Source organism: Serratia sp. CY33525, from assembly GCF_052169115.1.
Classification (GTDB): domain Bacteria; phylum Pseudomonadota; class Gammaproteobacteria; order Enterobacterales; family Enterobacteriaceae; genus Serratia; species Serratia sarumanii.
Genome location: NZ_JBJNLK010000001.1, coordinates 706,467 through 733,129, shown reverse-complemented (window position 1 = coordinate 733,129; position 26,663 = coordinate 706,467). Strand labels below are relative to the sequence as shown.

General features: G+C 59.7%; 20 protein-coding genes and 2 tRNA genes. 12 read left to right on the top strand and 10 right to left on the bottom strand.

Annotation, left to right across the window (positions count from 1 at the left end; translation table 11 throughout):
* Positions 1-48 precede the first annotated feature (48 nt).
* On the bottom strand, positions 49-2,337 hold the full coding sequence (nrdA, locus tag ACJ8IM_RS03480) for a class 1a ribonucleoside-diphosphate reductase subunit alpha (protein WP_033635301.1): 2,289 nt from the start codon (positions 2,335-2,337) through the stop codon (positions 49-51).
* Positions 2,338-2,775: 438 nt separating this feature from the next.
* Entirely contained in the window at positions 2,776-3,501 is a 726-nt protein-coding gene (gene ubiG, locus ACJ8IM_RS03475; protein WP_004935909.1) for a bifunctional 2-polyprenyl-6-hydroxyphenol methylase/3-demethylubiquinol 3-O-methyltransferase UbiG, read from the bottom strand.
* Positions 3,502-3,713: 212 nt separating this feature from the next.
* On the opposite strand from ubiG, the gene gyrA reads away from it, so the two are divergent.
* Positions 3,714-6,356, top strand: a complete 2,643-nt coding sequence (gyrA, locus tag ACJ8IM_RS03470; RefSeq protein ID WP_004935906.1) for a DNA topoisomerase (ATP-hydrolyzing) subunit A — start codon at positions 3,714-3,716, stop codon at positions 6,354-6,356.
* A 163-nt stretch (positions 6,357-6,519) separates the two neighbouring features.
* Positions 6,520-9,381 carry a two-component system sensor histidine kinase RcsC gene (gene rcsC / locus ACJ8IM_RS03465; protein ID WP_033653781.1) on the top strand — a complete coding sequence of 954 codons (2,862 nt, stop codon included), beginning with the start codon at positions 6,520-6,522 and terminating at the stop codon, positions 9,379-9,381.
* Between the two features lie 61 nt (positions 9,382-9,442).
* Here rcsC and rcsB read toward each other — a convergent pair whose 3' ends face one another.
* Genes rcsB through ACJ8IM_RS03445 form a run of 4 tightly spaced genes read right to left on the bottom strand, consistent with a single transcriptional unit; the run spans position 9,443 to position 14,425 of the window.
* Positions 9,443-10,093, bottom strand: coding sequence for a response regulator transcription factor RcsB (gene rcsB, locus ACJ8IM_RS03460; RefSeq protein ID WP_004935900.1), 651 nt, complete (start codon positions 10,091-10,093; stop codon positions 9,443-9,445).
* On the bottom strand, positions 10,086-12,788 hold the full coding sequence (gene rcsD / locus ACJ8IM_RS03455) for a phosphotransferase RcsD (protein WP_033653782.1): 2,703 nt from the start codon (positions 12,786-12,788) through the stop codon (positions 10,086-10,088). Before rcsD ends, rcsB begins: the two co-directional genes overlap by 8 nt.
* Before the next feature lie 20 nt (positions 12,789-12,808).
* Positions 12,809-13,963, bottom strand: coding sequence for an MFS transporter (locus ACJ8IM_RS03450; protein WP_033653783.1), 1,155 nt, complete (start codon positions 13,961-13,963; stop codon positions 12,809-12,811).
* A 54-nt stretch (positions 13,964-14,017) separates the two neighbouring features.
* Positions 14,018-14,425, bottom strand: coding sequence for a DUF4186 domain-containing protein (locus tag ACJ8IM_RS03445; protein ID WP_101455537.1), 408 nt, complete (start codon positions 14,423-14,425; stop codon positions 14,018-14,020).
* 238 nt (positions 14,426-14,663) lie between these two features.
* Between ACJ8IM_RS03445 and ACJ8IM_RS03440 the strand changes: the two genes are divergently transcribed.
* The 3 genes from ACJ8IM_RS03440 (at position 14,664) to ACJ8IM_RS03430 (ending at position 16,821) form a co-directional block, all read left to right on the top strand.
* On the top strand, positions 14,664-14,849 hold the full coding sequence (locus ACJ8IM_RS03440; protein ID WP_140367559.1) for a hypothetical protein: 186 nt from the start codon (positions 14,664-14,666) through the stop codon (positions 14,847-14,849).
* A 272-nt stretch (positions 14,850-15,121) separates the two neighbouring features.
* Positions 15,122-16,252, top strand: a complete 1,131-nt coding sequence (ompC, locus tag ACJ8IM_RS03435; protein ID WP_033635297.1) for a porin OmpC — start codon at positions 15,122-15,124, stop codon at positions 16,250-16,252.
* Between the two features lie 152 nt (positions 16,253-16,404).
* Complete coding sequence (locus ACJ8IM_RS03430) at positions 16,405-16,821, top strand: VOC family protein (protein ID WP_033635296.1); 417 nt, start codon at positions 16,405-16,407, stop codon at positions 16,819-16,821.
* Here the strand turns inward: ACJ8IM_RS03430 and ACJ8IM_RS03425 are convergent.
* On the bottom strand, positions 16,815-17,393 hold the full coding sequence (locus ACJ8IM_RS03425) for a TetR/AcrR family transcriptional regulator (protein WP_033653784.1): 579 nt from the start codon (positions 17,391-17,393) through the stop codon (positions 16,815-16,817). The genes ACJ8IM_RS03430 and ACJ8IM_RS03425 overlap by 7 nt on opposite strands.
* Before the next feature lie 107 nt (positions 17,394-17,500).
* Between ACJ8IM_RS03425 and ACJ8IM_RS03420 the strand changes: the two genes are divergently transcribed.
* The 4 genes from ACJ8IM_RS03420 to ACJ8IM_RS03405 all read left to right on the top strand — a co-directional run bounded on the left by ACJ8IM_RS03420 (position 17,501) and on the right by ACJ8IM_RS03405 (position 18,752).
* Entirely contained in the window at positions 17,501-17,968 is a 468-nt protein-coding gene (locus tag ACJ8IM_RS03420) for a nuclear transport factor 2 family protein (protein WP_025303631.1), read from the top strand.
* A 127-nt stretch (positions 17,969-18,095) separates the two neighbouring features.
* A complete protein-coding gene (osmE, locus tag ACJ8IM_RS03415) occupies positions 18,096-18,425 on the top strand; it encodes an osmotically-inducible lipoprotein OsmE (RefSeq protein WP_033635291.1) in 330 nt (109 codons plus the stop codon).
* A 157-nt stretch (positions 18,426-18,582) separates the two neighbouring features.
* A tRNA-Ser gene (locus tag ACJ8IM_RS03410) sits at positions 18,583-18,670 on the top strand.
* Between the two features lie 6 nt (positions 18,671-18,676).
* A tRNA-Thr gene (locus tag ACJ8IM_RS03405) sits at positions 18,677-18,752 on the top strand.
* A gap of 211 nt (positions 18,753-18,963) precedes the next feature.
* Here the strand turns inward: ACJ8IM_RS03405 and ACJ8IM_RS03400 are convergent.
* The 3 genes from ACJ8IM_RS03400 to ttrS all read right to left on the bottom strand — a co-directional run bounded on the left by ACJ8IM_RS03400 (position 18,964) and on the right by ttrS (position 21,590).
* Entirely contained in the window at positions 18,964-19,206 is a 243-nt protein-coding gene (locus ACJ8IM_RS03400) for a DinI family protein (RefSeq protein ID WP_033653785.1), read from the bottom strand.
* A 91-nt stretch (positions 19,207-19,297) separates the two neighbouring features.
* Complete coding sequence (gene ttrR, locus ACJ8IM_RS03395) at positions 19,298-19,897, bottom strand: tetrathionate respiration response regulator TtrR (RefSeq protein ID WP_033653786.1); 600 nt, start codon at positions 19,895-19,897, stop codon at positions 19,298-19,300.
* Positions 19,869-21,590, bottom strand: coding sequence for a tetrathionate respiration histidine kinase TtrS (gene ttrS / locus ACJ8IM_RS03390; protein WP_229601703.1), 1,722 nt, complete (start codon positions 21,588-21,590; stop codon positions 19,869-19,871). Before ttrS ends, ttrR begins: the two co-directional genes overlap by 29 nt.
* Before the next feature lie 229 nt (positions 21,591-21,819).
* Between ttrS and ttrB the strand changes: the two genes are divergently transcribed.
* From ttrB to ttrA, 3 genes are read left to right on the top strand one after another with little or no spacing between them, the layout of a single operon-like run.
* Positions 21,820-22,557, top strand: a complete 738-nt coding sequence (gene ttrB / locus ACJ8IM_RS03385) for a tetrathionate reductase subunit TtrB (protein ID WP_033653788.1) — start codon at positions 21,820-21,822, stop codon at positions 22,555-22,557.
* On the top strand, positions 22,554-23,579 hold the full coding sequence (gene ttrC, locus ACJ8IM_RS03380) for a tetrathionate reductase subunit TtrC (RefSeq protein WP_033653789.1): 1,026 nt from the start codon (positions 22,554-22,556) through the stop codon (positions 23,577-23,579). The genes ttrB and ttrC overlap by 4 nt, the downstream gene beginning before the upstream one ends.
* On the top strand, positions 23,572-26,643 hold the full coding sequence (gene ttrA / locus ACJ8IM_RS03375; protein ID WP_033653790.1) for a tetrathionate reductase subunit TtrA: 3,072 nt from the start codon (positions 23,572-23,574) through the stop codon (positions 26,641-26,643). Before ttrC ends, ttrA begins: the two co-directional genes overlap by 8 nt.
* Positions 26,644-26,663 lie beyond the last annotated feature (20 nt).

Sequence of the window (26,663 nt, the reverse complement as noted above, 5' to 3'; positions counted from 1 at the left end):
CGTGGCTAAATGAAGGGGCCGGAAAATTCCGGCCCGCTAGGTCAAACTTTAGATCTTGCAGGCGCCGCTTTCGCAGTCGTCATCGCCGGCCTTGGCAGGCTGCAAATCTTCCTGGGCGTCTTCCGCACCGTCGCGGGTGTTTTGGTAGTACAGCGTTTTCACGCCGAACTTGTAGGTGGTGAGCAGGTCTTTCAACAGCTGCTTCATCGGCACCTTGCCGCCCGGGAAGCGGGTCGGATCGTAGTTGGTGTTGGCCGAAATCGACTGGTCGATGAATTTCTGCATCAGCCCCACCAGCTGCAGATAGCCGTCGTTGCTCGGCATTTCCCACAGCAGCTCGTAGTTGTCTTTCAGACGCTCATACTCCGGCACCACCTGGCGCAGGATGCCGTCTTTCGACGCCTTGATGCTGATGTGGCCGCGCGGCGGCTCGATGCCGTTGGTGGCGTTGGAAATCTGCGAAGAGGTTTCCGATGGCATCAGCGCAGACAGGGTCGAGTTGCGCAGGCCGGTTTCCTGGATCTCTTTACGCAGGGTTTCCCAGTCGTAGTGCAGCGGCTCGCTGCAGACCGCATCCAGGTCTTTCTTGTAAGTGTCGATAGGCAGGATGCCCTGCGAATAGGTAGTCTCTTTGAACCACGGGCAAGCGCCTTGTTCCTGAGCCAGGCGGTTGGAGGCTTTCAGCAGGTAGTACTGAATGGCTTCGAACGTTTTGTGCGTCAGGTTGTTGGCGCTGCCGTCGGAGTAGCGCACGCCGTTCTTCGCCAGGTAATAGGCGAAGTTGATAACGCCGATGCCCAGGGTGCGGCGGCCCATCGCGCCACGGTGCGCGGCCTTGATCGGATAATCCTGGTAATCCAGCAGGGCGTCGAGTGAGCGCACCGCCAGGGTCGCCAGCTCTTCCAGATCGTCCAGGCTGTCGATCGCGCCCAGGTTGAAGGCCGACAGGGTGCACAGCGCGATCTCGCCGTTTTCGTCGTTGACGTCTTCCAGCGGCTTGGTCGGCAGGGCGATTTCCAGGCACAGGTTGGACTGACGCACCGGCGCGATCTGCGGATCGAACGGGCTGTGGGTGTTGCAGTGGTCGACGTTCTGGATGTAGATGCGGCCGGTAGAGGCGCGCTCTTGCATCATCAGCGAGAACAGCTCAACCGCTTTCACGCGCTTCTGGCGAATGCTGTCGTCTTTCTCGTACTGGGTGTACAGGCGTTCGAATTCGTCCTGATCGGCGAAGAACGCGTCATACAGCCCCGGCACGTCGGACGGGCTGAACAGGGTGATGTCTTCGCCCTTGATCAGACGCTGGTACATCAGGCGGTTCAGCTGCACGCCGTAGTCCATGTGACGCACGCGGTTGCCTTCAACGCCACGGTTGTTTTTCAACACCAGCAGGCTTTCCACTTCCAGGTGCCACATCGGGTAGAACAGCGTTGCTGCGCCACCGCGCACGCCGCCCTGCGAGCAGGATTTGACGGCGGTCTGGAAGTGTTTGTAGAACGGAATACAGCCGGTATGGAAGGCTTCACCGCCGCGGATCGGGCTGCCCAGCGCGCGGATGCGGCCGGCGTTGATGCCGATGCCGGCGCGCTGCGAAACGTATTTCACAATGGCGCTGGAGGTGGCGTTGATGGAATCCAGGCTGTCGCCGCACTCGATCAGCACGCAGGAGCTGAACTGGCGGGTTGGGGTGCGCACGCCGGACATGATCGGCGTAGGCAGCGAAATCTTGAAGGTGGAAATCGCGTCGTAGAAACGTTTGACGTAGTCCAGACGGGTTTCACGCGGGTAGTTGGAGAACAGGCAGGCGGACACCAGCATGTACAGGAACTGGGCGCTTTCGTAGATCTCGCCGCTGACGCGGTTCTGCACCAGATACTTGCCTTCCAGCTGCTTGACGGCGGCATAAGAGAAGTTCATGTCGCGCCAGTGATCGATAAAGGAATCCATCTGCTCGAACTCTTCAGCGCTGTAGTCTTCCAGCAGATGCTTATCGTATTTGCCCATCTCGACCATGCGCGTCACGTGAGCGTGCAGCTTCGGCGGCTCGAACTGGCCATAAGCCTTTTTACGCAGGTGGAAGATCGCCAGGCGAGCGGCCAGGTACTGATAGTCCGGCGCATCGCGGGAGATCAGATCGGCTGCGGCTTTGATGATGGTTTCGTGAATGTCGGCGGTTTTGATGCCGTCATAAAACTGAATGTGTGAACGCAACTCTACTTGAGAAACCGAGACGTTGTGTAATCCCTCTGCGGCCCAATCGATGACCCGGTGGATTTTGTCGAGATTGATGCGCTCTTTACGGCCATCGCGTTTAGTTACAAGCAGACTTTGGTTCATGTGGTGTTTTACCTGTCCGTATGGTGCCCCTAAGCAGAAGTGTAGTCGCTCTGCTCAGTATGTAAACACTATATATAGGGGTTGTATGTCGGTGAGGTAACAAGATAGTGAGAAAAAACGGCGTTTGCAAGTGAACAAAACCGGCCTAATTTGTGGATAACTTGGGGGTGAAATGTAACTTGCCGTTCGCAGTGCGCGCCGTGACTGGCGCGACAAGCTTGTCAATAAGCGCGATCAGATTTTACTGAAAAACTGAAAAAATCGATCGTTTGGCGCTTTATTAAACGTTAGAAAAAAACGGCATATTGATCTGATTTAATATTCTAAAAAACTGTTTACAACGGGTATTTTGAGCGAAATCGCGGAAATTAGGTATTTTTCCGAATACGCCAACGGCGCCGCCCCCCGGTAATGCAGGGCCGGCGCGGTTTACAGCGCTTAACCTTCGTGCTGGGTGTGCACCATGTAGTTCACGTCAACGTTGCGCCCAAGCTTGAAATGATCGGTGATCGGGTTGTAATGCAGGCCGATCATGTGCTTTTCGCGCAGCGGCGTGCCGTCGACCCAGCCGATCAGTTCGGAAGGGCGAATGAACTTCTTATGATCGTGGGTGCCCTGCGGCACCATCTTCAGCACGTACTCCGCGCCGATCACCGCCATCAGCCAGGCTTTGGTGTTGCGGTTGATGGTGGAGAAGAACACGTGGCCGCCCGGTTTCACCAGCTGGGCGCAGGCGCGCACCACCGAGGCCGGATCCGGCACGTGCTCCAGCATCTCCATGCAGGTGACCACGTCGTAGCGTTGCGGGTTGGCCTGAGCGTGGCTTTCCACCGTCTCCTGCACATAGGTGACGTCCATGCCGCTTTCCAGCGCGTGCAGCCGCGCGACCTGCAGCGGCTCCGCGCCCATGTCCAGCCCGGTCACCTTGGCGCCTTCGCGCGCCATGCTTTCCGCCAGAATGCCGCCGCCGCAGCCCACGTCGAGCACCTGCTTGTCAAAAATGCCGCCGGCGCGTTGCATGATGTAGTTCAGGCGCAGCGGGTTGATGCGGTGCAGCGGTTTGAACTCGCCTTCCAGATCCCACCAGCGGGAGGCGACGGCCTCGAACTTGGCGATTTCCTGGTGGTCAACGTTTTGCACTCGGCTGGATGATTCTGCGTTCATGGGCTTGTCTGGCTCCTTGTTCTCGTTGCGCGGATTATACATGTTCCGGCGCGGCATCGTCTGTGCCGATGCGTTTTTAGCGCACTTATCTGCACAATTTCCGTGAAACAGCGGCGGTTATTTTCCCGTAAAGCGTGCTTTGTGATATAGTTTTACACCTTTGCCACTATGGCAGCGGGCAGATGAATCATTAGTAGAGGGATAGCAGCTCCATGAGCGACCTTGCCAGAGAAATCACACCGGTAAACATCGAAGACGAGTTGAAAAACTCGTATCTGGACTATGCGATGTCCGTTATTGTCGGACGTGCGCTGCCAGATGTTCGTGATGGACTGAAGCCGGTTCACCGCCGCGTTCTGTACGCGATGAGCGTATTGGGTAACGACTGGAATAAACCATACAAGAAATCGGCCCGTGTCGTCGGGGACGTGATCGGTAAATATCACCCGCACGGTGACAGCGCGGTTTACGACACTATCGTGCGTATGGCTCAGCCGTTTTCACTGCGCTACATGCTGGTGGACGGTCAGGGTAACTTCGGCTCCGTCGACGGCGACTCCGCCGCGGCGATGCGTTATACCGAAGTGCGCATGTCCAAGATTGCTCACGAACTGTTGGCGGATCTGGAAAAAGAAACCGTCGACTTCGTGCCTAACTATGATGGCACCGAGCAGATCCCGGCCGTCATGCCGACCAAGATCCCGAACCTGCTGGTCAACGGTTCGTCGGGCATCGCCGTGGGCATGGCCACCAATATCCCGCCGCACAACCTGGCGGAAGTCGTCAACGGCTGCCTGGCCTATATCGACGATGAAAACATCAGCATCGAAGGGCTGATGGAACACATCCCGGGGCCGGACTTCCCGACGGCGGCGATCATCAACGGCCGTCGCGGCATTGAAGAGGCCTACCGCACCGGGCGCGGCAAAGTCTACCTGCGCGCGCGCGCGGAAGTGGAAGCCGACGCCAAGACCGGGCGCGAAACCATCATCGTTCACGAGATCCCGTATCAGGTGAACAAGGCGCGTCTGATCGAGAAGATCGCCGAGCTGGTGAAAGAAAAGCGCGTGGAAGGCATCAGCGCGCTGCGCGACGAGTCCGATAAAGACGGCATGCGCATCGTGATCGAAGTCAAACGCGACGCGGTCGGCGAAGTGGTGCTGAACAACCTGTATGCGCTGACGCAACTGCAGGTCACCTTCGGCATCAACATGGTCGCGCTGCATCAGGGCCAGCCTAAGCTGCTGAACCTGAAAGACATCCTCGAAGCCTTCGTGCGTCATCGCCGCGAAGTGGTTACGCGTCGCACCATCTTCGAACTGCGCAAGGCCCGCGACCGCGCCCATATCCTGGAAGCGCTGGCTATCGCGCTGGCCAACATCGATCCGATCATCGAGCTGATTCGCCGTGCGCCGACCCCGGCCGAAGCGAAAGTCGCGCTGGTGGCGCAGCCGTGGGATCTGGGCAACGTCAGCGCCATGCTGGAGCGCGCCGGTGACGACGCCGCCCGCCCTGAGTGGCTGGAGCCGGAGTTCGGCATCCGCGACGGCAAATACTACCTGACCGAGCAGCAGGCTCAGGCGATTCTGGATCTGCGCCTGCAGAAACTGACCGGCCTGGAGCACGAGAAGCTGCTGGACGAATATAAAGAGCTGCTCAACTTTATCGCCGAGCTGATCTTTATCCTGGAAAGCCCAGAGCGCCTGATGGAAGTGATCCGCGAAGAGCTGGTGGCAGTCAAAGAGCTGTACAACGACGGCCGCCGCACCGAGATCACCGCCAATACTTCCGACATCAACATCGAAGACCTGATCAACCAGGAAGACGTGGTGGTGACCCTGTCTCACCAGGGCTACGTGAAGTATCAGCCGCTGTCCGACTATGAAGCGCAGCGCCGCGGCGGCAAAGGCAAGTCTGCGGCGCGTATCAAAGAAGAAGACTTTATCGATCGCCTGCTGGTGGCCAACACCCACGATACGATCCTGTGCTTCTCCAGCCGTGGCCGCCTGTACTGGATGAAGGTGTACCAACTGCCTGAAGCCAGCCGCGGCGCGCGCGGTCGCCCAATCGTCAACCTGCTGCCGCTGGAAGCCGATGAGCGTATCACCGCCATTCTGCCGGTGCGCGAGTATGAAGAAGGGCGCCACGTGTTCATGGCCACCGCCAGCGGTACCGTGAAGAAAACCGCGCTGACCGAGTTCAGCCGCCCACGCAGCGCCGGCATCATCGCCGTCAACCTCAACGAGGGCGACGAGCTGATCGGTGTCGATCTGACCGACGGCAGCAACGAAGTGATGCTGTTCTCCGCCAACGGTAAAGTGGTGCGCTTCCCGGAAACGCAGGTGCGTTCGATGGGCCGTACCGCGACCGGCGTGCGCGGCATCAACCTCGGCGAAGGCGACAGCGTGATCTCGCTGATTGTGCCGCGCGGCGAAGGCGACATCCTGACCGTCACGCAAAACGGCTTCGGTAAACGTACCGCCGTGACCGAATATCCGACCAAGTCACGCGCCACCCAGGGGGTTATCTCCATCAAGGTGAGCGAGCGTAATGGCCAGGTGGTCGGCGCCGTGCAGGTGGAAACCAGCGACCAGATCATGATGATCACCGATGCCGGCACGCTGGTGCGTACCCGCGTTTCGGAAGTCAGCGTGGTGGGCCGTAACACCCAGGGCGTGACGCTGATCCGCACGGCGGAAGACGAAAACGTCGTCGGTCTGCAGCGCGTGGCCGAGCCGGTGGAAGACGAAGAGCTGGACAGCCTGGAGCCGGGCGCGGAAGCGGTGGAAGAAGACACCACGCCGCTGGACGATGGCGACGACGCGGCTGAGCCGATGGATGACGACAACGTTTAAAGCAAAGGGCGTCGGCATGCCGGCACCATGATGCACTGAGACAAAAGGGTCTGGCAGCGATGCTAGGCCCTTTTTCAGTTATATGGTTTAATTGGCGCACCGAGCCGCCGGCCGCCGCGCCGGCGACAGCGTGCGCCGCCACTGACTTTCGTATGGTATCCGATTGAAATACTTAGCCTCTTTCCGAACTACGCTGAAGATATCCCGCTATCTGTTCCGGGTACTGGCGATTTTGCTGTGGTCGTTGGGTGCGCTGCTCACCACCTTTTATATTCTGAATATCCTGCATCAGAAAGAATCGGACATCCGGCAGGAGTACAACCTCAACTTCGACCAGGCGCAGGGTTACATCCGCCACTCCGCTGACATCATTCGCGACATCAAGTATATGGCGGAAAACCGCCTCAACGGTTCGGTCAGCGGCCTGGACATGTTCAGCGGCGTGATCCCCGGCAAGGGCAGCCCGCCGCAATTCTTTCCGCTGTACCCGGAGTCCAACTGCGCGCTGAGCACCACCTATCGCAGTTCGCTCGATTCGCTGAGCGGCCTGATCCAGTATTGGAAAGAGAACTTCGTGGCGGCCTACGATCTCAACCGGGTGTTCTTCATCGGCGGCGACAGCCTGTGTATGGCGGAATTCGGCGGCGGCAACGCGAGCGCCAATCGGGAAAACATGCTGAAGTTGCTGCACGAGCGCATTCTGAAATACCGCAACGCCAAGAATCTCGACAAAGACAACAACCTGTATTGGATCAGCCCCAGCGCGCAGCGGCCGGACGTCGGTTATCTGTACGTGCTGACGCCTCTCTATATCGGCAACAAGCTGGAAGCGTTGCTGGGCATCGAGCAAACCGTTCGGCTGGAAGATTTCGTTACCGCCGGCAACCTGCCGATCGGCGTCACGCTGCTGGATGAGAACAACGAGCCGGTGCTGCGCCTGGCGGATGGCGAACGCTATGCCGCTGCGCTCAACAGCTACCCCGAAGAGCATGCCTACTTCGGTTATGTCGACAATTACCGCGACCTGATCCTGAAGAAAGCGCTGCCGCCTTCTTCGCTGAGCATCGTCTATGCGCTGCCGGTGAAAAGCGTGGTGGAACGCTTCAAAATGCTGATCCTCAACGCGCTGTTGCTGAACCTGCTGTCGGCCATCGTGCTGTTCACGCTGGCGTGGCTGTTTGAGCGCAAAATGTTCCTGCCGGCGGAGGACAACGCGTTTCGCCTGGAAGAGCACGAGCAGTTCAACCGCAAGATCGTCGCTTCGGCGCCGGTGGGCATCTGTATCCTGCGCATCAGCGACGGCACCAATATTTTGAGTAACGAGCTGGCGCATAACTACATCAACCTGTTGACCCACGAAGACCGCGATCGCATAACGCGCATCATTTGCGAACAGCAGGCGAATTTCGTCGATGTGATGACCAGCAACAACAACAACCTGCAGATCAGCTTTGTCCATTCGCGCTACCGTAACGAAGAGGTGGCGATTTGCGTGTTGGTGGACGTCAGCGCGCGCGTGAAGATGGAAGAGTCGCTGCAGGAGATGGCGGCGGCGGCGGAGCAGGCCAGCCAGTCGAAATCGATGTTCCTGGCCACCGTCAGCCATGAGCTGCGCACGCCGCTGTACGGCATTATCGGCAACCTTGATCTGCTGCAAACCAAGGCGTTGCCGCAAGGGGTCGATCGGCTGGTCAATGCGATGAACAACTCTTCCGGCCTGCTGCTGAAAATCATCAGCGATATCCTCGATTTCTCCAAAATCGAGTCCGAGCAGTTGAAGATTGAACCGCGCGAGTTCTCCTGTCTGGAGGTGATCACCCATATCGCCGGCAACTATTTGCCGCTGGTGGTCAAGAAACGTCTGGGGCTGTACTGCTTTATCGAACAGAACGTGCCGGAGCGCATCTTCGGCGATCCGGTGCGGCTGCAGCAGGTGCTCTCCAACCTGGTGAACAACGCCATCAAGTTCACCGATACCGGCTGTATCGTGCTGCAGGTCTGCACCCGCGGCAGCTACCTGGAGTTCAGCGTGCGCGATACCGGCGTCGGCATCCCGGAGAAGGAGATTTCGCGCCTGTTCGATCCGTTCTTCCAGGTGGGGACCGGCGTGCAGCGTCATTTCCAGGGCACCGGCCTGGGATTGGCGATCTGCGAGAAATTGGTCAACCTGATGGACGGCGACGTCTCCGTCGAGTCCGAGCCGGGCCTGGGCAGCTTGTTCAGCATTCGCATTCCATTGTTTAACGCCCAGTTCCCGATCCCGCAGGCCAGCGATACCTGGCAGGGGCGTCGGCTGTGGCTGGATATCCGCAATCAGCGGCTGGAAAGCTACCTGATGGCGATCCTGGGCGGCTACGGCGCCGATATCCAGCGCTATGACGGGCAGGAGACCGCCGCGGGAGAGGTGCTGCTCAGCGATCATCCGCTGATGCTGGATGCGCCGCTGCTGGCTCAGATCCAATTCTCCACCGAGCATATTGGCCCATCACAGGAAACCCGGCCGGGCTATTGGATGCACAGTACCTCCACGCCGCGTGAAACGCTGACCTTGCTCAACCGGTTGTTCGGCGTCGGTAGCGGCGCGGCAGAGGCGCTGGTGCAGCTGCCGGTGCCCGCCAAGGCCAGCGCGGCGGACAACGGCGATATTCATCTGCTGGTGGTCGACGATCATCCGATCAACCGTCGCCTGTTGTCCGATCAGCTGGGATCGCTGGGATATCAGGTGGTGACCGCCAACGACGGCGTCGACGCGCTCGGCGTGCTGAAACAGCATCGCGTCGATATTGTGCTGACCGACGTCAATATGCCGAATATGGACGGTTATCGTCTGACGCAGGCGCTGCGGCAGATGCAGTTCAGCGCGCCGGTGATTGGCGTGACGGCGAACGCGCTGGCGGAAGAGAAGCAGCGTTGCCTTGAGGCGGGTATGGATAATTGCCTGTCGAAACCGGTCACGCTGGAGACGCTGGAACAGACGTTGGCTTACTACAGCCAGCAGGTGCGCTACAGCCGCAGCGAGGTTTGAAAAGCAAACAGGCTCGGCGAATGCCGTGCCTGTTTGGTGTTAACCTGCCGTGAGTCAGGCTTTAGTCTTTGTCCAACGGCGTCATGCTGACGGAGGAGAGGTAGTTGAGCAGGGCGATGTCGTTCTCGACGCCCAGCTTCATCATCGCCGATTTCTTCTGGCTGCTGATGGTTTTGATGCTGCGGTTGAGCTTCTTGGCGATTTCGGTCACCAGGAAACCTTCGGCGAACAGGCGCAGCACTTCGCTCTCTTTCGGCGACAGGCGTTTGTCGCCATAGCCGCTGGCGCTGATCTTCTCCAGCAGTTTAGAGACGCTTTCCGGCGTGAACTTCTTGCCTTTCTGCAGGGCGGCCAGCGCCTTCGGCAGATCGGTCGGCGCGCCTTGTTTCAGCACGATGCCTTCGATATCCAGATCCAATACCGCGCTCAGGATCGCCGGGTTGTTGTTCATGGTCAGCACGATGATCGACAACTGCGGATAGTGACGCTTGATGTACTTAATCAGCGTGATGCCGTCGCCATACTTGTCACCCGGCATCGACAGATCGGTGATCAGCACGTTGGCGTCCAGCTTGGACAGATTGTTGATCAGTGCGGTTGAGTCTTCGAACTCCCCAACGACATTCACCCATTCAATTTGCTCAAGTGACTTCCGGATGCCAAACAGTACGATAGGATGGTCATCAGCAATAATTACGTTCAGGTTATTCATGTTGTTGGCTACCTTGCTTCAGCAGTCTGCTGACGAAAAAATCAATCTGACTGATGTTATTCTCGATCTCGGGCGCATCACCTTCTGCGATGCGCTGTTCTAACGATTCGCACAGCTGCTTGCCGGGAAGCAGATTTAACATGGCAAACACGCCTTTCAGGCGATGTGCGGTTTGTGACAGCGCATTGAAATCACTGCTGCCCGCCTCAGTATACAGTTTTTTGACATCGTCGGGTACTGTATCGACAAACAGCCCATAGTAATCACTTGATTTCAATTGTTTTTCATAGAGTTGGATATCTTCTGAACTCAATGAAAGCGGGCTTTCTTCCTGTTCCAGCGCGGCCATTTGCTGTTCGATCAGTATCAGCACGGCGTCGATTAATGCGCCGTTCAGGTTGTAGTTCACCCGAATGTAGCGTTTATCCAGCGCTTGCCAACCCGGCTCATCGGTCGCCAGCAGCAGGGTGTAATCATCGGCTCGCTGCGGGTTATCGGTCAGCAGCACGTCATAATCGCGATTGACCGCGCGATCGTCGGCGACGAGGCAGTCGGCGCCGTAGGCCTGCAGCAGACGGGTCACGATGCCGCGCACTTCATCCGACGTGACGTCCAGCAGGGCGGTGACGCCGTCGAGCAGTTTTTCCTGTTCCTGCGGCTCTTTTTTCTCCATCTCCATGGCGACGCGAATGGTGTAGCGAGTGCCGATATCCACCTTGCTGCGAATGTCCAATTGGCCGTTAAGCTTCTTGCACAGCTGATTGCACAGGAAGAAGGTGAGGCCGGAACCGTGGTTGAAGCGATCCACCAGCGTCTGGCTGAGGAACGGATAGTTGAGGTTGCTGATCTCTTCGTTGGAGATGCCGGAGCCGGTGTCGTTGATTTGGAAAATCAGGCGATCCGGGTGCTCTGGCTCATGGTCGACAACCAGGGAAATCTTGCCGCAGGCGGTGGTGATAATGGCGTAATGCACCAGCAGCGAGATCACCTTGCGCAGCGCGTTGGCGTCGCCGATATAGTTCTGCTCGACGTCCAGCTGGAAATGCTTGAACAGCGCCAGCCCCTTCTGATTAAGGGCGGGCAGGGCCTCCAACAGCAACTCGTCGATCATCGCCGTCGGGCTAAACGGCTCGCGCGAGGGTTGCCAGTCCTGGGTTTCCAGCCGGGTCAGCAGGGTGATGTTATCGATCAATTCCAGCACCGAAGCCGACGCCGCCGTCAGCTGGCCCAGCAGCGCCTGCTGCTGTTCCTCATCCGGCCGGCCGTGCAGACGATCGACCAGATCGTGCATCTGGCGTACCGGCTGATTCAGCTCAATGCCCAGGTTGTGCAGCATCAGCTTGCGCGCCTGAACGTTTTTGTCGTATTCGCGCCGTGCCTGCTGCAGCCGCTTGTTCACCATCACCTCTTTATCCTGATCGTGCATCAGGAACAGGTAGGTGTCCGGCGACAGCTGGCTGCGGAAGATGCGGATTTCATACACCTCGTTGTTGACCGTCGCCTGGATCACCCCGTGATGCTGTTCGGCCATATGGGCGATCTTTTGCAGACTGAGGTGCGGCAACAGGTGCTCGGCGATTTTATTGCTGGCGATCACCGCATTGTTGGCGAAGCTGTAGACCAGCAGGCCGGAGGGCAGGCTGGAGACGATTTCCTGATTCAGCGCGCGCTCGGCCTCCAGTTCCACCGCCATGTTTTCGCTCGGGCGAATGTACTGGCGGCGGATAAAGTAGATGCTCAGCATCGACAGCGCCAGCAGCAGCAAGTTGACCGCGATCAGCCAGATGTTGTTGCGCAGCAGGTCGATGGCCAGATTGATGGCCGAAACGCGATACACCACCTTCAGCGGCGCATTGGGCAGGGCGGCGCTGAACTCTACCCAGCCGCCGCTCATCGTCGCATGGGTGCCGAGGACGGTTTCCGCCGGGATGGTGCTGTCGTCGAGATCGACATCGTCCGGCTGCAGCAGGAAATTGGCGCGGGCCAGATTGGCCGGAATGATGTCGTTGATCGGCAAGTCGAAGGCGATCACCGTCGCCAGATGCCCTGGCTGATTGAAAGTGGTGCGAATCGAGAACGAATAGGCGTTCTGGAAGCGCTGCTTGCGCAGATCGGAAAAGCTCTCGCGCTCGTCGAGCATATTGGCCTGCTGCAGCATCTCGGCGCGGCGTTCGTCCGCCGAGGTGGTCAGGTAGCTTTCCCGAAAGCGCGAAGCCAGCTCTTTGAGCGGCTGGGTGGTGATCAGACTGAGGCTGTTGTCCTGACCATTGAGGTAATACATGGCGTAGTTTTCGGTCTTGGCGCCCCAGCGGGTGTCCAGGTAGTCCGAGATGTTGGCGATCATCGCCAGCGTGCTCTCGTCATGGCTGCCGAAGATCACCGCGTCGGTTTTCTTGTGCGGTTTCTCGATATAATAGACGTCGGGCCGCAGGCGGGTTTCCTGCAAACCGGGATCGACATTCTGCGCCGGCGCATTGCCAAATTTGTCATAGACCTGATAGGTCATATAGCGGTAGGTATCGATGCGCTTTTGCAGCGAACCGGCAATGCTGTTCAGCGCGTACTTTTTTTCCGCCAGCCAGGCGTTGGTGTAGTTGTAGCCATACAGGCCGATGCCGATCGTCAGCAGCACGATAAACAGCAGGAAGCAGCGGGTAATGTTGCTGGAGCTGATGGTCAATTGTTTATTTTGCATAGTGGCTGCGCATTCCTGAATCAGCGAGTGACGGCCCTGGCGCTGGCGGTCACCGCCAACAGCAGAGCGGCTACGCAGGCGAAGGCCACCGTCAGGCTGGAAAACTGAGCGATGAAGCCGATCAGCGCCGGGCCGGCCAGAATACCGGCATAGCCCACGGTGGTGACGGAGGCGATCGCCAAATTGGCCGGCATGTCGCGCTGGTTGCCTGCAGCGCTGAACAGGATCGGCACCACGTTCGAGGCGCCCAGGCCGACCAGCATGAAACCGACCAGCGACACGGTGGCGTGATTGAAGGCGATGGCCAGACTCAGGCCGAGAGCGGCGCACAGGCTGCCCAGCAGCAACACCCGGTAGCGGCCCAGCGAGTTCACCACCCGATCGCCATTGAGCCGGCCGAGCGTCATGGTGATGGAAAACAGCGCATAACCCAGACCGGCCTGGCTGTGTTCGACGCCGCGCAATGTGGTGAGGAACAGCGCGCTCCAGTCGAGCATCGATCCTTCCGCCAGGAACATGATGAAGCAAAGAATGCCGATGAACATCACCCAACCGCGCGGCAAGACGAACATCGGCCCGCCGTCGTCGGCGCCGCTCTCACGCAGCAGATGGCGGCTGGCGAGCGCCAGCAGCACTATCACCGCCAGTACGGTAAGCAGGGTGGATTGCAGCGGCGTCAGCCCCAGCCACAACAGCGCGCTGACGCCGCCGGCGCCGGCAATGCCGCCGATGCTGAAGAAACCGTGAAAGCCGGACATCATCGCCTTGCCGCTGGCGCGTTCGACGATCACCGCCTGAACGTTCATCGCTACGTCGATCATGCCGATCGCCGCACCGAACAGCAGCAGCGCCACGGCCATGCCGCCGAGAGAGTCCATCAGCGCCAGCAGCGGCAGATCGATGCACAATCCCAGCCCCGCCATCAAAATCACCGCGCGGCAGCCCAATTTGCCGGTCAGGAAACCGGTCAGCGGCATCGCCAGCATGGAGCCGGCGCCGATACAGAGCAGCAACAGGCCGAGCGAGCCGTCGTCGATGCCGATGCGCGCTTTGGCGAAGGGGACCAGCGGCGCCCAGGCGGCCATGCCGAGACCGGCGACGAAAAAGGCCAGACGGGTGGCGATCTGTTGAGGAACGCCGGGCGTTTGCTGTTCATTGCACAAGGTGGCTGTCATGTAAGCGTCAGGATCTTGGGTCAAAAGAATGGTGAAAGTTACTGACAGTTTTTATCACAATCCGCGATCCGGGTCGAAAATATTCGTGCCTGACACATCCCTGGCGCCGCCTCTGCGCACCAGCCACAGCGCGATAGCCTGGATAATATAGTCCTTTTGCCGCTCGTCCAGTGCGACGCCCTGCGGTATGCCGTGCCACTTTTCCAGACAGCCGCGGCAGCAGGTGGCGGTGGCGTGCTGGGCGACGAACACCGGGTGGCCACGCATCGGCGTTTGCTTGCCGTCGTTTTTAGGGTGGGCGGCGGCCAGGCGGCGATCGATAAAATCGCGGGCATGGCTGAGGATAAGGGGTAATCCCTTGCCCTCGAGATAAGCCTGGTCTTTGGCATTTAAACGGAAGCGAGCGCGGAAGGGGGAACTTTGCAGCCGCCGCCACAGCACGTCGGGTTGAAAGGGCATCATGAATTTTACTCGCTGAAGGTGCGCTTTTTTCAGATTACCAGAACTGAAACTCTGCGGCTAATTGTGCCTGCGGCGGGAAATAATCGGCAAGATAAAGCACGAAATGAAAAGCAAGCTCAATTTGTAGGCTAAAATAAGGGAAAAGATTAGCAATTAGTGCGGCGGTAAATTAGTGAAACTATATCATTGGGTTATTTATTTGCTTGCTATTTGTGCGAGTCGAAATTGTGAGGGGAGTATGGAGGGAAATAAAAAACCGGCCAGAAGCCGGTTAAAAGGAATGCAGAAATTATCTTCCGATAATGAAGGTAATAATGAAAATAATGATGATAGCGAAGTGATTATAGCGGCTGCGTGTGGGGAGAGTTTTGGCACAATGTGCTTATTGCCCGTCTCAATTGTATGGTTGGCTTTTTTTTCTTAAAGATATGTATAACTACATGATTTTTTATCAATTAATCTATTCTTTGTCTTTAAGTGCTTTATTTTGTTTGTCTGTAAGGTTTTGTGAAAGTTCGCGCGTGTTTACATTTTGAAACCTTTATTAATTACACTGAAACACTATCGGATACTTGGTATCATTTTCTTTCTGGATTAATATAACCCTTGTTACCAGAATGGTAATGCACAGTCGTGCTAATAATGCTCGAAAAGGGCAGTGGCCGTAGCTCGACATAATTAACGAGGATAATAACGATGAAACTTCGAGTACTCTCTCTGATGGTACCCGCACTGCTGGTTGCAGGCACAGCAGGCGCGGCGGAAATCTACAACAAAGACGGTAATAAACTGGATTTGTACGGTAAAGTCGACGGTCTTCACTATTTCTCCAGCAACAACGGCGTGGACGGCGATCAGTCTTATATGCGTTTTGGCCTGCGCGGCGAAACGCAAATCAGCGATCAGCTGACCGGGTACGGCCAGTGGGAATATCAGGCGAACCTGAACCACGCTGAAAACCAGGACAACAAGAACTTCACCCGTTACGGCTTCGCCGGTCTGAAATTCGGCGACTACGGCTCCTTCGACTACGGCCGTAACACCGGCGTGCTGTACGACGTCGCGGCGTATACCGACTTGCAGCCTGAGTTCGACGGTATGACCTACGGCGCCGACCAGTTCATGTTCCAGCGTTCCAGCGGCCTGGCGACCTACCGTAACAACGACTTCTTCGGTCTGGTTGACGGCCTGAACTTCGCCCTGCAGTACCAGGGTAAAAACGGCAACGGCGAAGAGACCAACAACGGTCGTGACGTCCTGGGCCAAAACGGCGAAGGCTACGGTATGTCCATGAGCTATGACATGGGCTACGGCATCAGCGCCGCGGGCGCCTTCTTCAACTCTCGCCGCACCAGCGAGCAGAACGGCGCCGGCGCGTACCGCAATATTATGGGCCGCGGCGACAAGGCGGAAGGTTACTCCGGCGGTCTGAAATATGACGCCAACGACGTCTACCTGGCGGTGATGTTCACCCAGTCCTACAACGCGGCGCGTTTCGGCAGTTCCGACAGCAGCGTTTATGGCTACGCCAACAAGGCGCAGAGCTTCGAAGCCTACGCGCACTACCAGTTCGACTTCGGTCTGCGTCCGTTCGTGGGCTATAACCAGACCAAAGGTAAAGACCTGGGCCGCGCCGGCAACGGCAAGGACTACGGCGATCAAGATCTGGTCAAATTCGTCGACCTGGGTGCGACCTACTTCTTCAACAAAAACATGTCTACCTATGTTGATTACAAAATCAACCTGGTGGACAACAACGATTTCACCGACGCTGCCGGCATCAACACCGACAACGTGGTTGCCGTGGGCCTGGTTTACCAGTTCTAAGCACCAGCGTGTGAATGACACAGCGCGGCCTTCGGGCCGCGTTTTTTTTTGCCGGTAAAAAGCACGGATTGATCCGTTGTCGGCATGGGAAGCGCTTCGGATCGCCTCCGTTCGGCCTACGCTGTGAGTACAGCAAACAGAACGGAGGTGATATGGAACTCAAGATCGATAAGGTGATCGAAACGGTGCTGTACGTCAGCGACATTGAACGCGCGGACGCTTTTTACCGGCAGGTGCTGAAGCTGCCGGCAATGGTCGCCAATGAACGGTTTCGCGCCTATAACGTCGGCGATCGGAGCGTACTGTTGCTGTTTATCGAGGGCGATTCGCTGCGCGGGGCGCAGTATCCGACCGGGTTTATTCCCGCGCACGATGGCGTGGGGCCGGCGCATATCGGGCTGGCGGTGGCGAAAGAGCAACTGCCGCACTGGGAACGGCATCTGGTGGCCAACGGCGTGGAGATTGAGGGGCGAATGCGTTGGGAACACGGCGGGGAGAGCATTTATTTTCGCGATCCCGACGCCCACCTGCTGGAACTGGTGACGCCGGGCATCTGGGCCAATTACTGATCGAACCCGCCTTGCGCCAACATGTCCAACGCGGCATTCAGCACCTGCAGCGCGGCCTGCGGTTGCCGCTCTATCTGCACTCTGACGATGGCGCCGTCGATCAGCATCGCCAGCATTGCCGCCCGCTGTACCCGCTGCGGCCCGGCGGGCAGGTGGCGCGCCAGTTCATCCGCCATCTGCCGCTTATGCCGGCCGGCGATGTGCAGGCTTTCCGGCAGCAGATCGGCTATCTCCACCGCAGTATTGATAAACGCGCAGCCGCGAAAGCGCGGATCGTCGAACCATTCCGCCAGGCAGGGCGCCAGCGCCGGCAGCAACCCGCCGGTCTGCGCCACATGGCGGGCCAGTGATGTGCTGAACCAGCTGAGCCACTGCTGATGGCGATAGGTCAAAAACGCCGTAATCAAATCGTTCTTGCTGGGAAAGTGGCGGTAGAAGGTCACTTTGGTCACGCCCGATTCCTTGATGATGCGATCGATACCGGTGGCGCGGATCCCTTCTTGATAAAACAGATCGTGCGCCGTCAGCAGGATGCGCTGGCGGGCGGGCAAGGCGTTGAGATCGGCGGTCATCATTTTCTCCGGGGCTATTTTCGAGTGATTGTAGACAACTCTGTCTACTTGCGCTAGCGTAAAGGTGTAGACAGAGTTGTCTACATGCCTTCACTCAGGAGATGAACATGAGCATTAAACCCCCATTGCCGCCTTTTACCCGCGAATCCGCCATCGAGAAGGTGCGGCTGGCGGAGGATGCCTGGAACAGTCGCGATCCCGAACGCGTATCGCAGGTGTATTCCCTCGATACCCACTGGCGTAACCGCGCGGAGTTTGTAGACGGCCGCGCGGCGGTGGTCGGCTTTTTGCAACGCAAATGGGCGAAAGAACTGGAGTATCGGCTGATTAAGGAGCTGTGGGCGTTTGACGGCGCGCGCATCGCGGTGCGTTTCGCCTATGAATGGCGCGACGATTCCGGCAACTGGTATCGCAGCTTCGGCAATGAAAACTGGGAGTTCAATCAGGAGGGGCTGATGATCAACCGCCATGCCTGCATCAACGACATGCCGATTCGCGAACAGGATCGGCGTTTTCATTGGCCGCTCGGCCGGCGCCCGGACGATGTTCCAGCGCTGAGCGATTTCGGTTTTTGAATCTGCTGGCACGCCGGCGATGGCCTCTTGAGTGCAAAAGCGCACCGATCGACAAAGGGGAATTTGTAGAAAAGCCTTCCCGCTTCTAGACTTAGGGAACAACAAATGCACTCCAAGAGGACAAGCTATGACGAAGAAGTTGGTTTTGGCCGTCGGCACCGCGGCGGTATTTTCCATTCTTGCCGGTTGCACCACCTATGATCGCGCAGCCAGTTATGTCAATGAGCCGGTGGTCAGCGATGTCAAAGTAGGGATGACCAAGCAGCAGGTGCGGGCTATCGCCGGTCCGCCGTCGACGTCCGCCACGCTGATCCATGCGCAGGGCACCTGCGACACCTATGCGGTGGCGCCGCGCGACGGCAAGGTGCAGACGTACTTTGTCAGCTACAACGACACGGGCCATGTCATGAACAAGGGCTATCAAACCTGTTCAGACTACGATTCTCAGCCGAAATAATCGCGTTTCGGCCGACCAAAAAAGCCTCGCTTGCGCGGGGCTTTTCATTTTTTAGGCGTTTAAGGCCTGAAGTTTAGGCAACTGCGCCGCCCATGCCATTTTTTTGCATCAAAACGATAGACATTTCATAACGGTATCGCTAATATCAGCGCCCATTGGAAGGATGGCCGAGTGGTTTAAGGCAACGGTCTTGAAAACCGTCGAGTGTAACAGCTCCCAGAGTTCGAATCTCTGTCCTTCCGCCAAATTCAGCCGGCTTAGCTCAGTAGGTAGAGCAACTGACTTGTAATCAGTAGGTCACCAGTTCGATTCCGGTAGCCGGCACCATGACAGAGGCCCCAGCAGCGATGCTGGGGCTTTTTGTTATGATCTTTACACTTGCCGCAGGAACAAACAGTATAGGTATTAACCTATAGCCGGGGTTTTATCAGCCGCACGGAGCTTGGAACCTAGGGCATTTATCACTGAGGGATTGGGGGGGATGTGGCTTATTCTGGCAGAAATATAGCCGGTGGACGAGCCGGCTATCAGATAGGGTTCAAATATCCGTGACCAGCCACTGATCCGCTTCTTCGAACATCTCTTCCAACATTCGGTTCAGCTTCTCACGATCGCTTTTGCTGGCGTCGGAGTTCAGGCTGTTGGCCTGCATCGGCTTCACGCGCACGTCAGCTTCCGGGAACAGTGCATGCACGCGTTTTTCCAGCTCGTTGCGAATAATCTCGGCGGCGTTGGGTAACCCAGCGACGTTGCGTTTGTCGTACACCAATTCTACAAACATGACTCACCTGTAAGTACTGATTTAATGTACAGTATTCTGGCCTGAGGAAGACCGGTTGGCAAGAGGGGGCGCGGAATTTTGCATGATGCGTTCATTCTTGCGCGGCGTGCGGTAAATCCTGCAGCTGAATCACCAATTCCGCCAGGCTGGCGGCCTGCATTTTCTCCATCACTTTTGCCCGGTGAACCTCCACGGTGCGCAGGGCGATATTCAACCGCTCAGCCATTTCCCTGTTCATCATGCCCCGCACCACCAGCTGCGCAATGTCGCGTTCTTTCGGCGTGAGCGTGCGGTAGCGGCCGCAAGTTTCATGGCGTTGCCAGGCCTCGGCGGAGACCTGCTGCGCCCGTTCGAGGGCGGCGCTCAGCGGTTCAGCGGCGATCGGTTTTTGCAGGAAGTCCACCGCGCCGTACTTCATCTGCTCCACCGCCATCGGCACGTCGCCATGGCCGGACAGGAACACCACCGCCAGCGTGCTGCCGCGGCGGCGCAGCTCCCCGTAAACCTGGTGACCATCGAGCTTCGGCATCCGCATGTCCAGCAAGACGATCCCGGTCTGAAACAGGTCCGCCTGCGCCAGAAAATCGGCGCTGTCATTCCAGCATTGCACGCCGTGGCCGAGGCTGGTCAGCAAAAAATGGCAGGCGTCGGTGACGGCGACGTCATCGTCCACCAGATAAATTAGCGACATGGTTTTCCTCGTTATCCAATATGAAATGCAGCGTTACGCACAGCCCGTTGCGGCTGTCGGGAGCCGGGCGGTTAGCCAGGCGGATTTCGCCGCCGCCATAGCGGGCCAGGCGCCGGCAAATGGCTAACCCCAGCCCCATGCCGCCGGCCTTGGTGGTGTTGAAGGGGCGAAAAGCCTGTTCCAGCCCGGCCGTTGTCATGCCGCCCGCGTTGTCCTGCAGATGCAACTCCATCGCCCGTTCGCTCTTGGCGGCGGAAAGCCAGACGGCATTGGCCCCGGCCTGCGCCGCATTCAGCAGCAGGTTCGCCAGCAACTGTTCCAGCAGCGCCGGCGGCAGGGTTAGCGTCAGCGAAGGCGCCACGTTATTGAACAACGTCAGGTCGGGATAGCGCTGCGTCAGGCGCAGCAGCGTCCACACCCGCTCGGCGGTTTTGCTTACCGCGGTGGGGCGCCAGCGCGTTTGGTCTATCGCCTCCGCGGTGGGCTGCACCCACTGGCGCAGGTTATGAATCGTCTCGCCGCCGCGCTGCGCCTGCCGGTCGATATTTTCCAGCGGCCCCAGCAGCGGATGCCCGGCGTCCGTGTTGCGCAGTTGGATCAGGCACCCCTGCGCATAGTGGCGAATGGCCGCCAGCGGCTGGTTGAGCTCGTGCGCGAAGCCGGAGGCCATCTCCCCCAGCACGTTCAGCTGCCTGGCGTTTTCCAGCGCCCGTTCCTGCCGCCGCAGTTGCTCGTCGGCGCGGAGCAGCTGTCGCCCGCGTCGGCGCACCAGCAGCGCGATCCAGATATGGTTGACGATCAACAGCGCCAGCAGCGCCAGCGACAGGCCGACGGCCGTCTGATGCTGGATCAGCCAGCTCTTGATATCCAGCCATAGCCGCCGCTGTTCCGGGTGCTGATTGACGGCGCGCAGCAGCGCTTCCACCTCGCTGGTCGAGGCCGGTGCGCCCCACAGGAAGGGAGACTGGGGCGGTGCGGTCAGCAAGGCTCTCGCCACCGCATCCACCAGTGAGTTATCCAGGCCGGGCAGGGCGGCGAACGACCAGTTGGGGTAAAGCGGCGTGCTGGTGACGCAGGGAGCCGACGTGGCCTGTTGCAGCAGCGGGCGAAAATCCGCCGGGTTGATCAGGCCTTCCTTGCCCATTTTCTCCAGCAGGCAGACCGGGACGATGGCGGCCTGAATGGCGCGCTCGCGCAACAGATAGAGCAGGGCGTCGGCAGGGAAACCGGTAAAGCGCAGGTGAAAATCGCGCTCGGGCCGTATGCCGGCGTCGCTGAGCGCCTTATAGCCGGTCAGATAGCCGCCGAAGGCCTGCGGATCGATGGCGCCCACCGTTTTTCCCATCAGCGCCTGCGGCGTCGTAATGCCGCTGTCGCGCCGCACCAGAATCACGCTGCCGATGATGTTGCCCGTTGCCCGATCGCCGTTGGCGGCGCGCAACGACGCCAGCCAGCGCAGATGATAGTGGCTGTTCAGCTGCACAAACTGCGCCGGATTAGTGACCACGAACTGCACGCTGCCCCGATTGACCGCTTCGCGCATCTGCGCCAGATCGAGCGGCCGCAGGCGGAAGCGTTCTCCGCCGACGCTGCCGTTGAGCCTGTCGATCAGCGGCTGCCAGTCACGCTCGGTCGCCGCATCGCCGCGCATCGCCAGCACGCCGATCGACCACTCGCCCGCCTGTGCCGCCATCCCCCAGCCGAGACTGAACAGCAGTAATAACACGACCCTCACGGCCCCTCCTGATGGGCAATTTGCCTGCCGCCACTTGTTTTAGATCAACGTTGGGTTCGGTATGTGGTTAACCACAATAGAGCTGAGCCCAATGTCATTTTTACACTGTAAATCATCGACATTGTTTATTCATCTAGCGGGCATCAATAGCGTGATCGGGATGATGCCCAGGGCATGGGAGAGGCGCATGGATTTCGGTAAACGGCAGTTTTTGCAGCGGCTGGGCGTGTTGACGGCGGGGGCTTCGCTGATCCCCGTGGCGGAGGCCGGGCTGACGTTAGCGCCGACGCGGCGCGAGGGGGATGCCAGCCGCCGCTACGCGATGCTGATCGATCTGCGGCGCTGCGTCGGGTGCCAGGCCTGTACCGTCAGTTGCGCCATTGAAAACCAGACCCCGCACGGGGAGTTTCGCACTACGGTAAACCAGTACCAGGTCAGCCTCGAATGCGAAGCGGTGGCGACCAACGTGCTGCTGCCCAGGCTGTGCAACCACTGCGACAACCCGCCCTGCGTACCGGTGTGCCCGGTGCAGGCCACCTTCCAGCGCGAGGACGGGATCGTGGTGGTCGACAACAAACGCTGCGTGGGTTGCGCCTATTGCGTGCAGGCCTGCCCGTACGATGCCCGTTTTATCAATCACGCCACCCAAACGGCGGACAAATGCACCTTCTGCGTACACCGGCTGGAGGCGGGATTGCTGCCGGCATGCGTGGAGTCGTGCGTGGGTGGGGCGCGGATCATCGGCGATATGCGCGATCCGCACAGCACGCTGAGCAAGCTGCTGCGGCGTCACGAGGCCGAGATCAAAGTCCTCAAGCCGGAGAACCAAACCGCGCCCCACGTGTTTTATCTGGGGCTGGATGATGCCTTCGTCACGCCACTGCCGGGGCGGGCGCAGGTCGCCTTATGGGGAGAGGGACGATGAGCCGCCAACTGATGATCGCAGAGGTTTTGAGCCAGCCGCAGGCGGTGAGCTGGCTGCCGTGGGCCGTGCAATATTTCTTCTTTATCGGCATTGCCGCCTGCGCCGCGCTGCTGGCCTGCGTGTGGCGCTGGCGCGGTGGAGACAACGCCGCACATTTGGAGCGCGCGGCGCTGTTTATCGGGCTGACGTGCGCCATCACCGCGCCGCTGGCGTTGACCGCCGATCTGCATCAAACCGCCCGTTTCTGGCATTTTTACGCCTACCCGACGCCCTGGTCGTGGATGCCGTGGGGCGCGCTGTTCTTGCCGTTGTTTACCTTGCTGATCGGCCTGTGGTTTATCGCGATTGAATTTACACGGCTGACGGGCAGACCGGTTGCGCTGTTGCGTGGGATCGCGCCCGCCTGCGCGCTGGTGGCTATCGGCCTGCTGTTGTACACCGGGCGCGAGGTTTCCGTCGTGCGTGCGCGCCCAATCTGGTTCAGCTACGCATTTCCGATCGTGATGTTCCTCAGCGCGCTGCAGGCGCTCTTGGCTCTGTTGCTGTTGGCGATGCGCAAACGGCCCGGCCTGCAGGCGCCGCTGGCGCGCGGGATGCTGCTGACGCTGCTGCCGCTCGGCGGGGCGATCCTGCTGTGGGTATGCGGCGATACGCTATCCGGCGCGGCGGTACGCCACTGGCTGCAGACGCAGGCGACGGCGCGCCAGTATGCTGCCGGCTGGATCGCGCTGTGGGGGCTGGCGCTGGCGTGGGCCGCCTGGGCGGCCTATCGACGTTTGCCGCGCGGCGGCGCGCCGCTGCTGGTGGCCGGCGCGCTGGGGCTGAGCTGGCTGATGCGCTGGACGCTGTTGATCGAAGTGCAAACCATCCCGAAATACAACGCGTCTTATTCCCCCTATAGCCTGCCGCTTGGTACCGATGGCTTGCTGGCGATCGTCGGCACTTTCGGGCTGTGGCTGGCGTTAATGATCATGGTGCGTGAAGCACAGGCGTTTTTACTGCGGAGAAAACAACATGGCTAAACTCACCCGGCGTCAGTGGTTGAAAGTGGGCCTGGCCTTCGGCGGGCTGTCCGCTTTCGGCCTGAGCTATCGCGAGGTCGCCAAACGGGCGATCGACGGCTTGATTCACGGCACCTCAGGGCGCGTGACTCTGGATCGCATCAACGGCAACTCTCTGCAGCCCGAAGGGCGGGCTATGCCGGAATGGCAAGGCAATCCGCAGCAGGCCATCTCGATGACCCAGTGCTTCGGTTGCTGGACGCAATGCGGCGTGCGGGTGCGGGTGGACAGGCAGACCGACCGGGTACTGCGTATCGCCGGCAACCCGTATCATCCGCTGTCTCAGGAGCGGCACCTCGATTCTGCGTTGCCGCTGCAGGACGCGTTGGCGCAGCTGGGCGGGGAGAGCGGCCTCGACGCCCGTTCCACCGCCTGCGCGCGGGGCGCTACGCTGCTGGAGGGGCTTTACAGCCCGCTGCGCGTGCTGGAGCCGATGAAGCGCGTCGGCAAGCGCGGCGAGGGCAAGTGGCAGCGCATCAGCTTCGAGCAGATGATCGCCGAAGTGGTGGAGGGCGGCGATCTGTTCGGCGAGGGGCATGTGGACGGCCTGCGGGCGATCCGCGATCTGGAAACGCCGATCGATGCCCGACAGCCGGGGCTGGGGCCGAAAGCCAACCAGCTGCTGGTGACCAACGCCGGTGATGACGGGCGCGACAGCTTCCTGCGGCGCTTCGCCCAGAACAGCTTCGGCAGCAAAAACTTCGGCGCGCACGGCGCTTACTGCGGGCTGGCCTACCGCGCCGGTTCCGGCGCGTTGATGAACGATCTGGACAAGAATCCGCACGTGAAACCGGACTGGGAAAAGGTCGAATTCGCGCTGTTTATGGGCACCTCGCCGGCGCAGTCCGGCAACCCGTTCAAGCGTCAGGCCCGGCAGTTGGCCAGCGCCAGATTGCGCAGCGAATTCCGCTACGCGGTAGTGGCGCCGGCGCTGCCGTTGACCACCACGCTGGCGGACGATCATGGCCATTGGATCCCGATACTGCCGGGCACCGACTCGGCGCTGGCGATGGCGATGATCCGTTGGATCCTCGACAATCGGCGTTATCAGGCCGGTTATCTCGCCATCCCGTCGGAGGCGGCCATGCAACGCGCCGGCGAGAAGAGCTGGACCAACGCCACGCATCTGGTGATCGCCGAGAGCGAGCACCCGTTGGCGGGGCAGCATCTGACGCTGGCCCATCTGAACGGCGCCGAGTCGGCGTCGCCGCTGGTGGTCAACGGCGCGGGGGAACTGGTGGCGGCCGAGACGTGTGACAGCGCCGAGCTGTGGGTAATCCGCACGGTGACGCTGCACGACGGCGCGCAGGTGGCGGTGAAGAGCGGCTTTCAGTGTCTGAAAGAGGCGGCCGACAAGTTGTCGCCGGAAGCCTACAGCCGGGAATGCGGCGTACCGGTGGCGCGCATCGCGGCGCTGGCCGAGGCCTTTACCGCCCACGGGCGCAAGGCGGCGGTGATCGCCCATGGTGGGATGATGGCGGCGAACGGGTTTTACAATACCTGGTCGGTGATGATGCTCAATGTGTTGATCGGTAACCTGAGCCTGGCGGGCGGGGTGTTCGTCGGCGGCGGCAAATTCAACGGTTTCGCCGAGGGGCCGCGCTATAACCTGGTCGAGTTTCCCGGCCTGGTAAAACCGAAGGGGTTGAATATCGCGCGCAGCAAGGCCGCCTATGAAACCTCCGACGAATACCGCGAAAAAGTGGCGGCGGGCGTTTCGCCCTGGCCGGCCAGGGCGCCCTGGTATCCGTTCGTCGCCGGGCAGTTGACCGAGCTGCTGACGTCGGCGCTGGCGGGATATCCGTACGGGCTGAAAGCCTGGATCTCGAACATGACCAACCCCCTGTACGGTATCGCCGGGTTGCGCGGCGTGGCGGAAGAGCGGCTGAAAGATCCGGCGCGTTTGCCGTTGTTTATCGCCATCGATGCGTTTATCAACGAAACGACGGCATTGGCCGACTATATCGTCCCGGACACCCATAACTTTGAGAGCTGGGGATTCAGCGCCCCCTGGGGCGGCGTCGCCAGCAAGGCCACCACTGCGCGCTGGCCGATAGTGACGCCGGCGACCGCGAAAACGGCGCAAGGGCAGCCGATTTCCATGGAGGCGTTTTGCATCGCCGTCGCCAAACGCCTGGCGCTGCCGGGGTTCGGCGATCGCGCTATCGGCGACGGCCGGGGCGGGCTGCTGCCGCTCAACCGCGCCGAGGATTATTATCTGCGCGCCGCCGCCAACGTGGCGTTTGCCGGCAAGGCGCCGGTGCCGGCCGTGAGGGAGGAAGAGCTGGCGCTGAGCGGCGTCGATCGCTTGTTGCCGCAGCTTGCGCAGACGCTGCGCGCCGATGAGATCGGCCGCGTGGCGTTTATCTACAGCCGCGGCGGCCGCTTCGCCGGTCATGACAGCGGCCGCCGCGACGGCAGCGTGGGCAACCGCTGGGAGAAGCCGCTGCAGATCTGGAATGCGGAAGTGGCGAAGCACCGGCATGCGATTACCGGCGAGCGTTTCAGCGGCTGCCCAACCTGCTACCCGGCGCGTTTGTCTGACGGCCGTGCGGTGGAAGAACTCTACCCTGAGCGGCAGTGGCCGCTGCGGCTGATGTCCTTCAAATCCAATGTGATGAGCAGCTCCACCGCGGTGATCCGGCGCCTGCATGACGTGAAGCCGGTGAACCTGGTGGCGCTGAACCCGGCGGACGGGGCGCGTTTCGGCATTCAACACGGTGATTGGGTGAGCATCAGCACCCCGGGCGGCAGCCGGGAGGCGCAGATCAGTCTGCTGGCGGGGGTGATGCCCGGCGTGATCGCGGTGGAACACGGCTACGGCCACCGGGAGATGGGCGCTAGCCAGCACTACCTGGACGGCGAGCCGCTGGCGATGGATAAGCGCATTGCCGCCGGCATCAATCTCAACGATCTGGGGTTTGCCGATCCGACGCGCGAAGTGCCGAACACCTGGCTGGACTGGGTGACCGGTGCGGCAGTGCGCCAGGGGATTCCAGCGGCGATCGTCAAACTTTCCGCGTAAACGGCAGACGAAAAAAAACC

Coding starts and splice junctions, on each gene's coding strand:
- nrdA (WP_033635301.1), bottom strand. CDS start 2,337: ATGAACCAAAGTCTGCTTGTAACTAAACGCGATGGCCGTAAAGAGCGC.
- ubiG (WP_004935909.1), bottom strand. CDS start 3,501: ATGAACGCAGAATCATCCAGCCGAGTGCAAAACGTTGACCACCAGGAA.
- gyrA (WP_004935906.1), top strand. CDS start 3,714: ATGAGCGACCTTGCCAGAGAAATCACACCGGTAAACATCGAAGACGAG.
- rcsB (WP_004935900.1), bottom strand. CDS start 10,093: ATGAATAACCTGAACGTAATTATTGCTGATGACCATCCTATCGTACTG.
- rcsD (WP_033653782.1), bottom strand. CDS start 12,788: ATGCAAAATAAACAATTGACCATCAGCTCCAGCAACATTACCCGCTGC.
- ACJ8IM_RS03450 (WP_033653783.1), bottom strand. CDS start 13,963: ATGACAGCCACCTTGTGCAATGAACAGCAAACGCCCGGCGTTCCTCAA.
- ACJ8IM_RS03445 (WP_101455537.1), bottom strand. CDS start 14,425: ATGATGCCCTTTCAACCCGACGTGCTGTGGCGGCGGCTGCAAAGTTCC.
- ACJ8IM_RS03440 (WP_140367559.1), top strand. CDS start 14,664: ATGGAGGGAAATAAAAAACCGGCCAGAAGCCGGTTAAAAGGAATGCAG.
- ompC (WP_033635297.1), top strand. CDS start 15,122: ATGAAACTTCGAGTACTCTCTCTGATGGTACCCGCACTGCTGGTTGCA.
- ACJ8IM_RS03430 (WP_033635296.1), top strand. CDS start 16,405: ATGGAACTCAAGATCGATAAGGTGATCGAAACGGTGCTGTACGTCAGC.
- ACJ8IM_RS03425 (WP_033653784.1), bottom strand. CDS start 17,393: ATGACCGCCGATCTCAACGCCTTGCCCGCCCGCCAGCGCATCCTGCTG.
- ACJ8IM_RS03420 (WP_025303631.1), top strand. CDS start 17,501: ATGAGCATTAAACCCCCATTGCCGCCTTTTACCCGCGAATCCGCCATC.
- osmE (WP_033635291.1), top strand. CDS start 18,096: ATGACGAAGAAGTTGGTTTTGGCCGTCGGCACCGCGGCGGTATTTTCC.
- ACJ8IM_RS03400 (WP_033653785.1), bottom strand. CDS start 19,206: ATGTTTGTAGAATTGGTGTACGACAAACGCAACGTCGCTGGGTTACCC.
- ttrR (WP_033653786.1), bottom strand. CDS start 19,897: ATGTCGCTAATTTATCTGGTGGACGATGACGTCGCCGTCACCGACGCC.
- ttrS (WP_229601703.1), bottom strand. CDS start 21,590: ATGGCGGCACAGGCGGGCGAGTGGTCGATCGGCGTGCTGGCGATGCGC.
- ttrB (WP_033653788.1), top strand. CDS start 21,820: ATGGATTTCGGTAAACGGCAGTTTTTGCAGCGGCTGGGCGTGTTGACG.
- ttrC (WP_033653789.1), top strand. CDS start 22,554: ATGAGCCGCCAACTGATGATCGCAGAGGTTTTGAGCCAGCCGCAGGCG.
- ttrA (WP_033653790.1), top strand. CDS start 23,572: ATGGCTAAACTCACCCGGCGTCAGTGGTTGAAAGTGGGCCTGGCCTTC.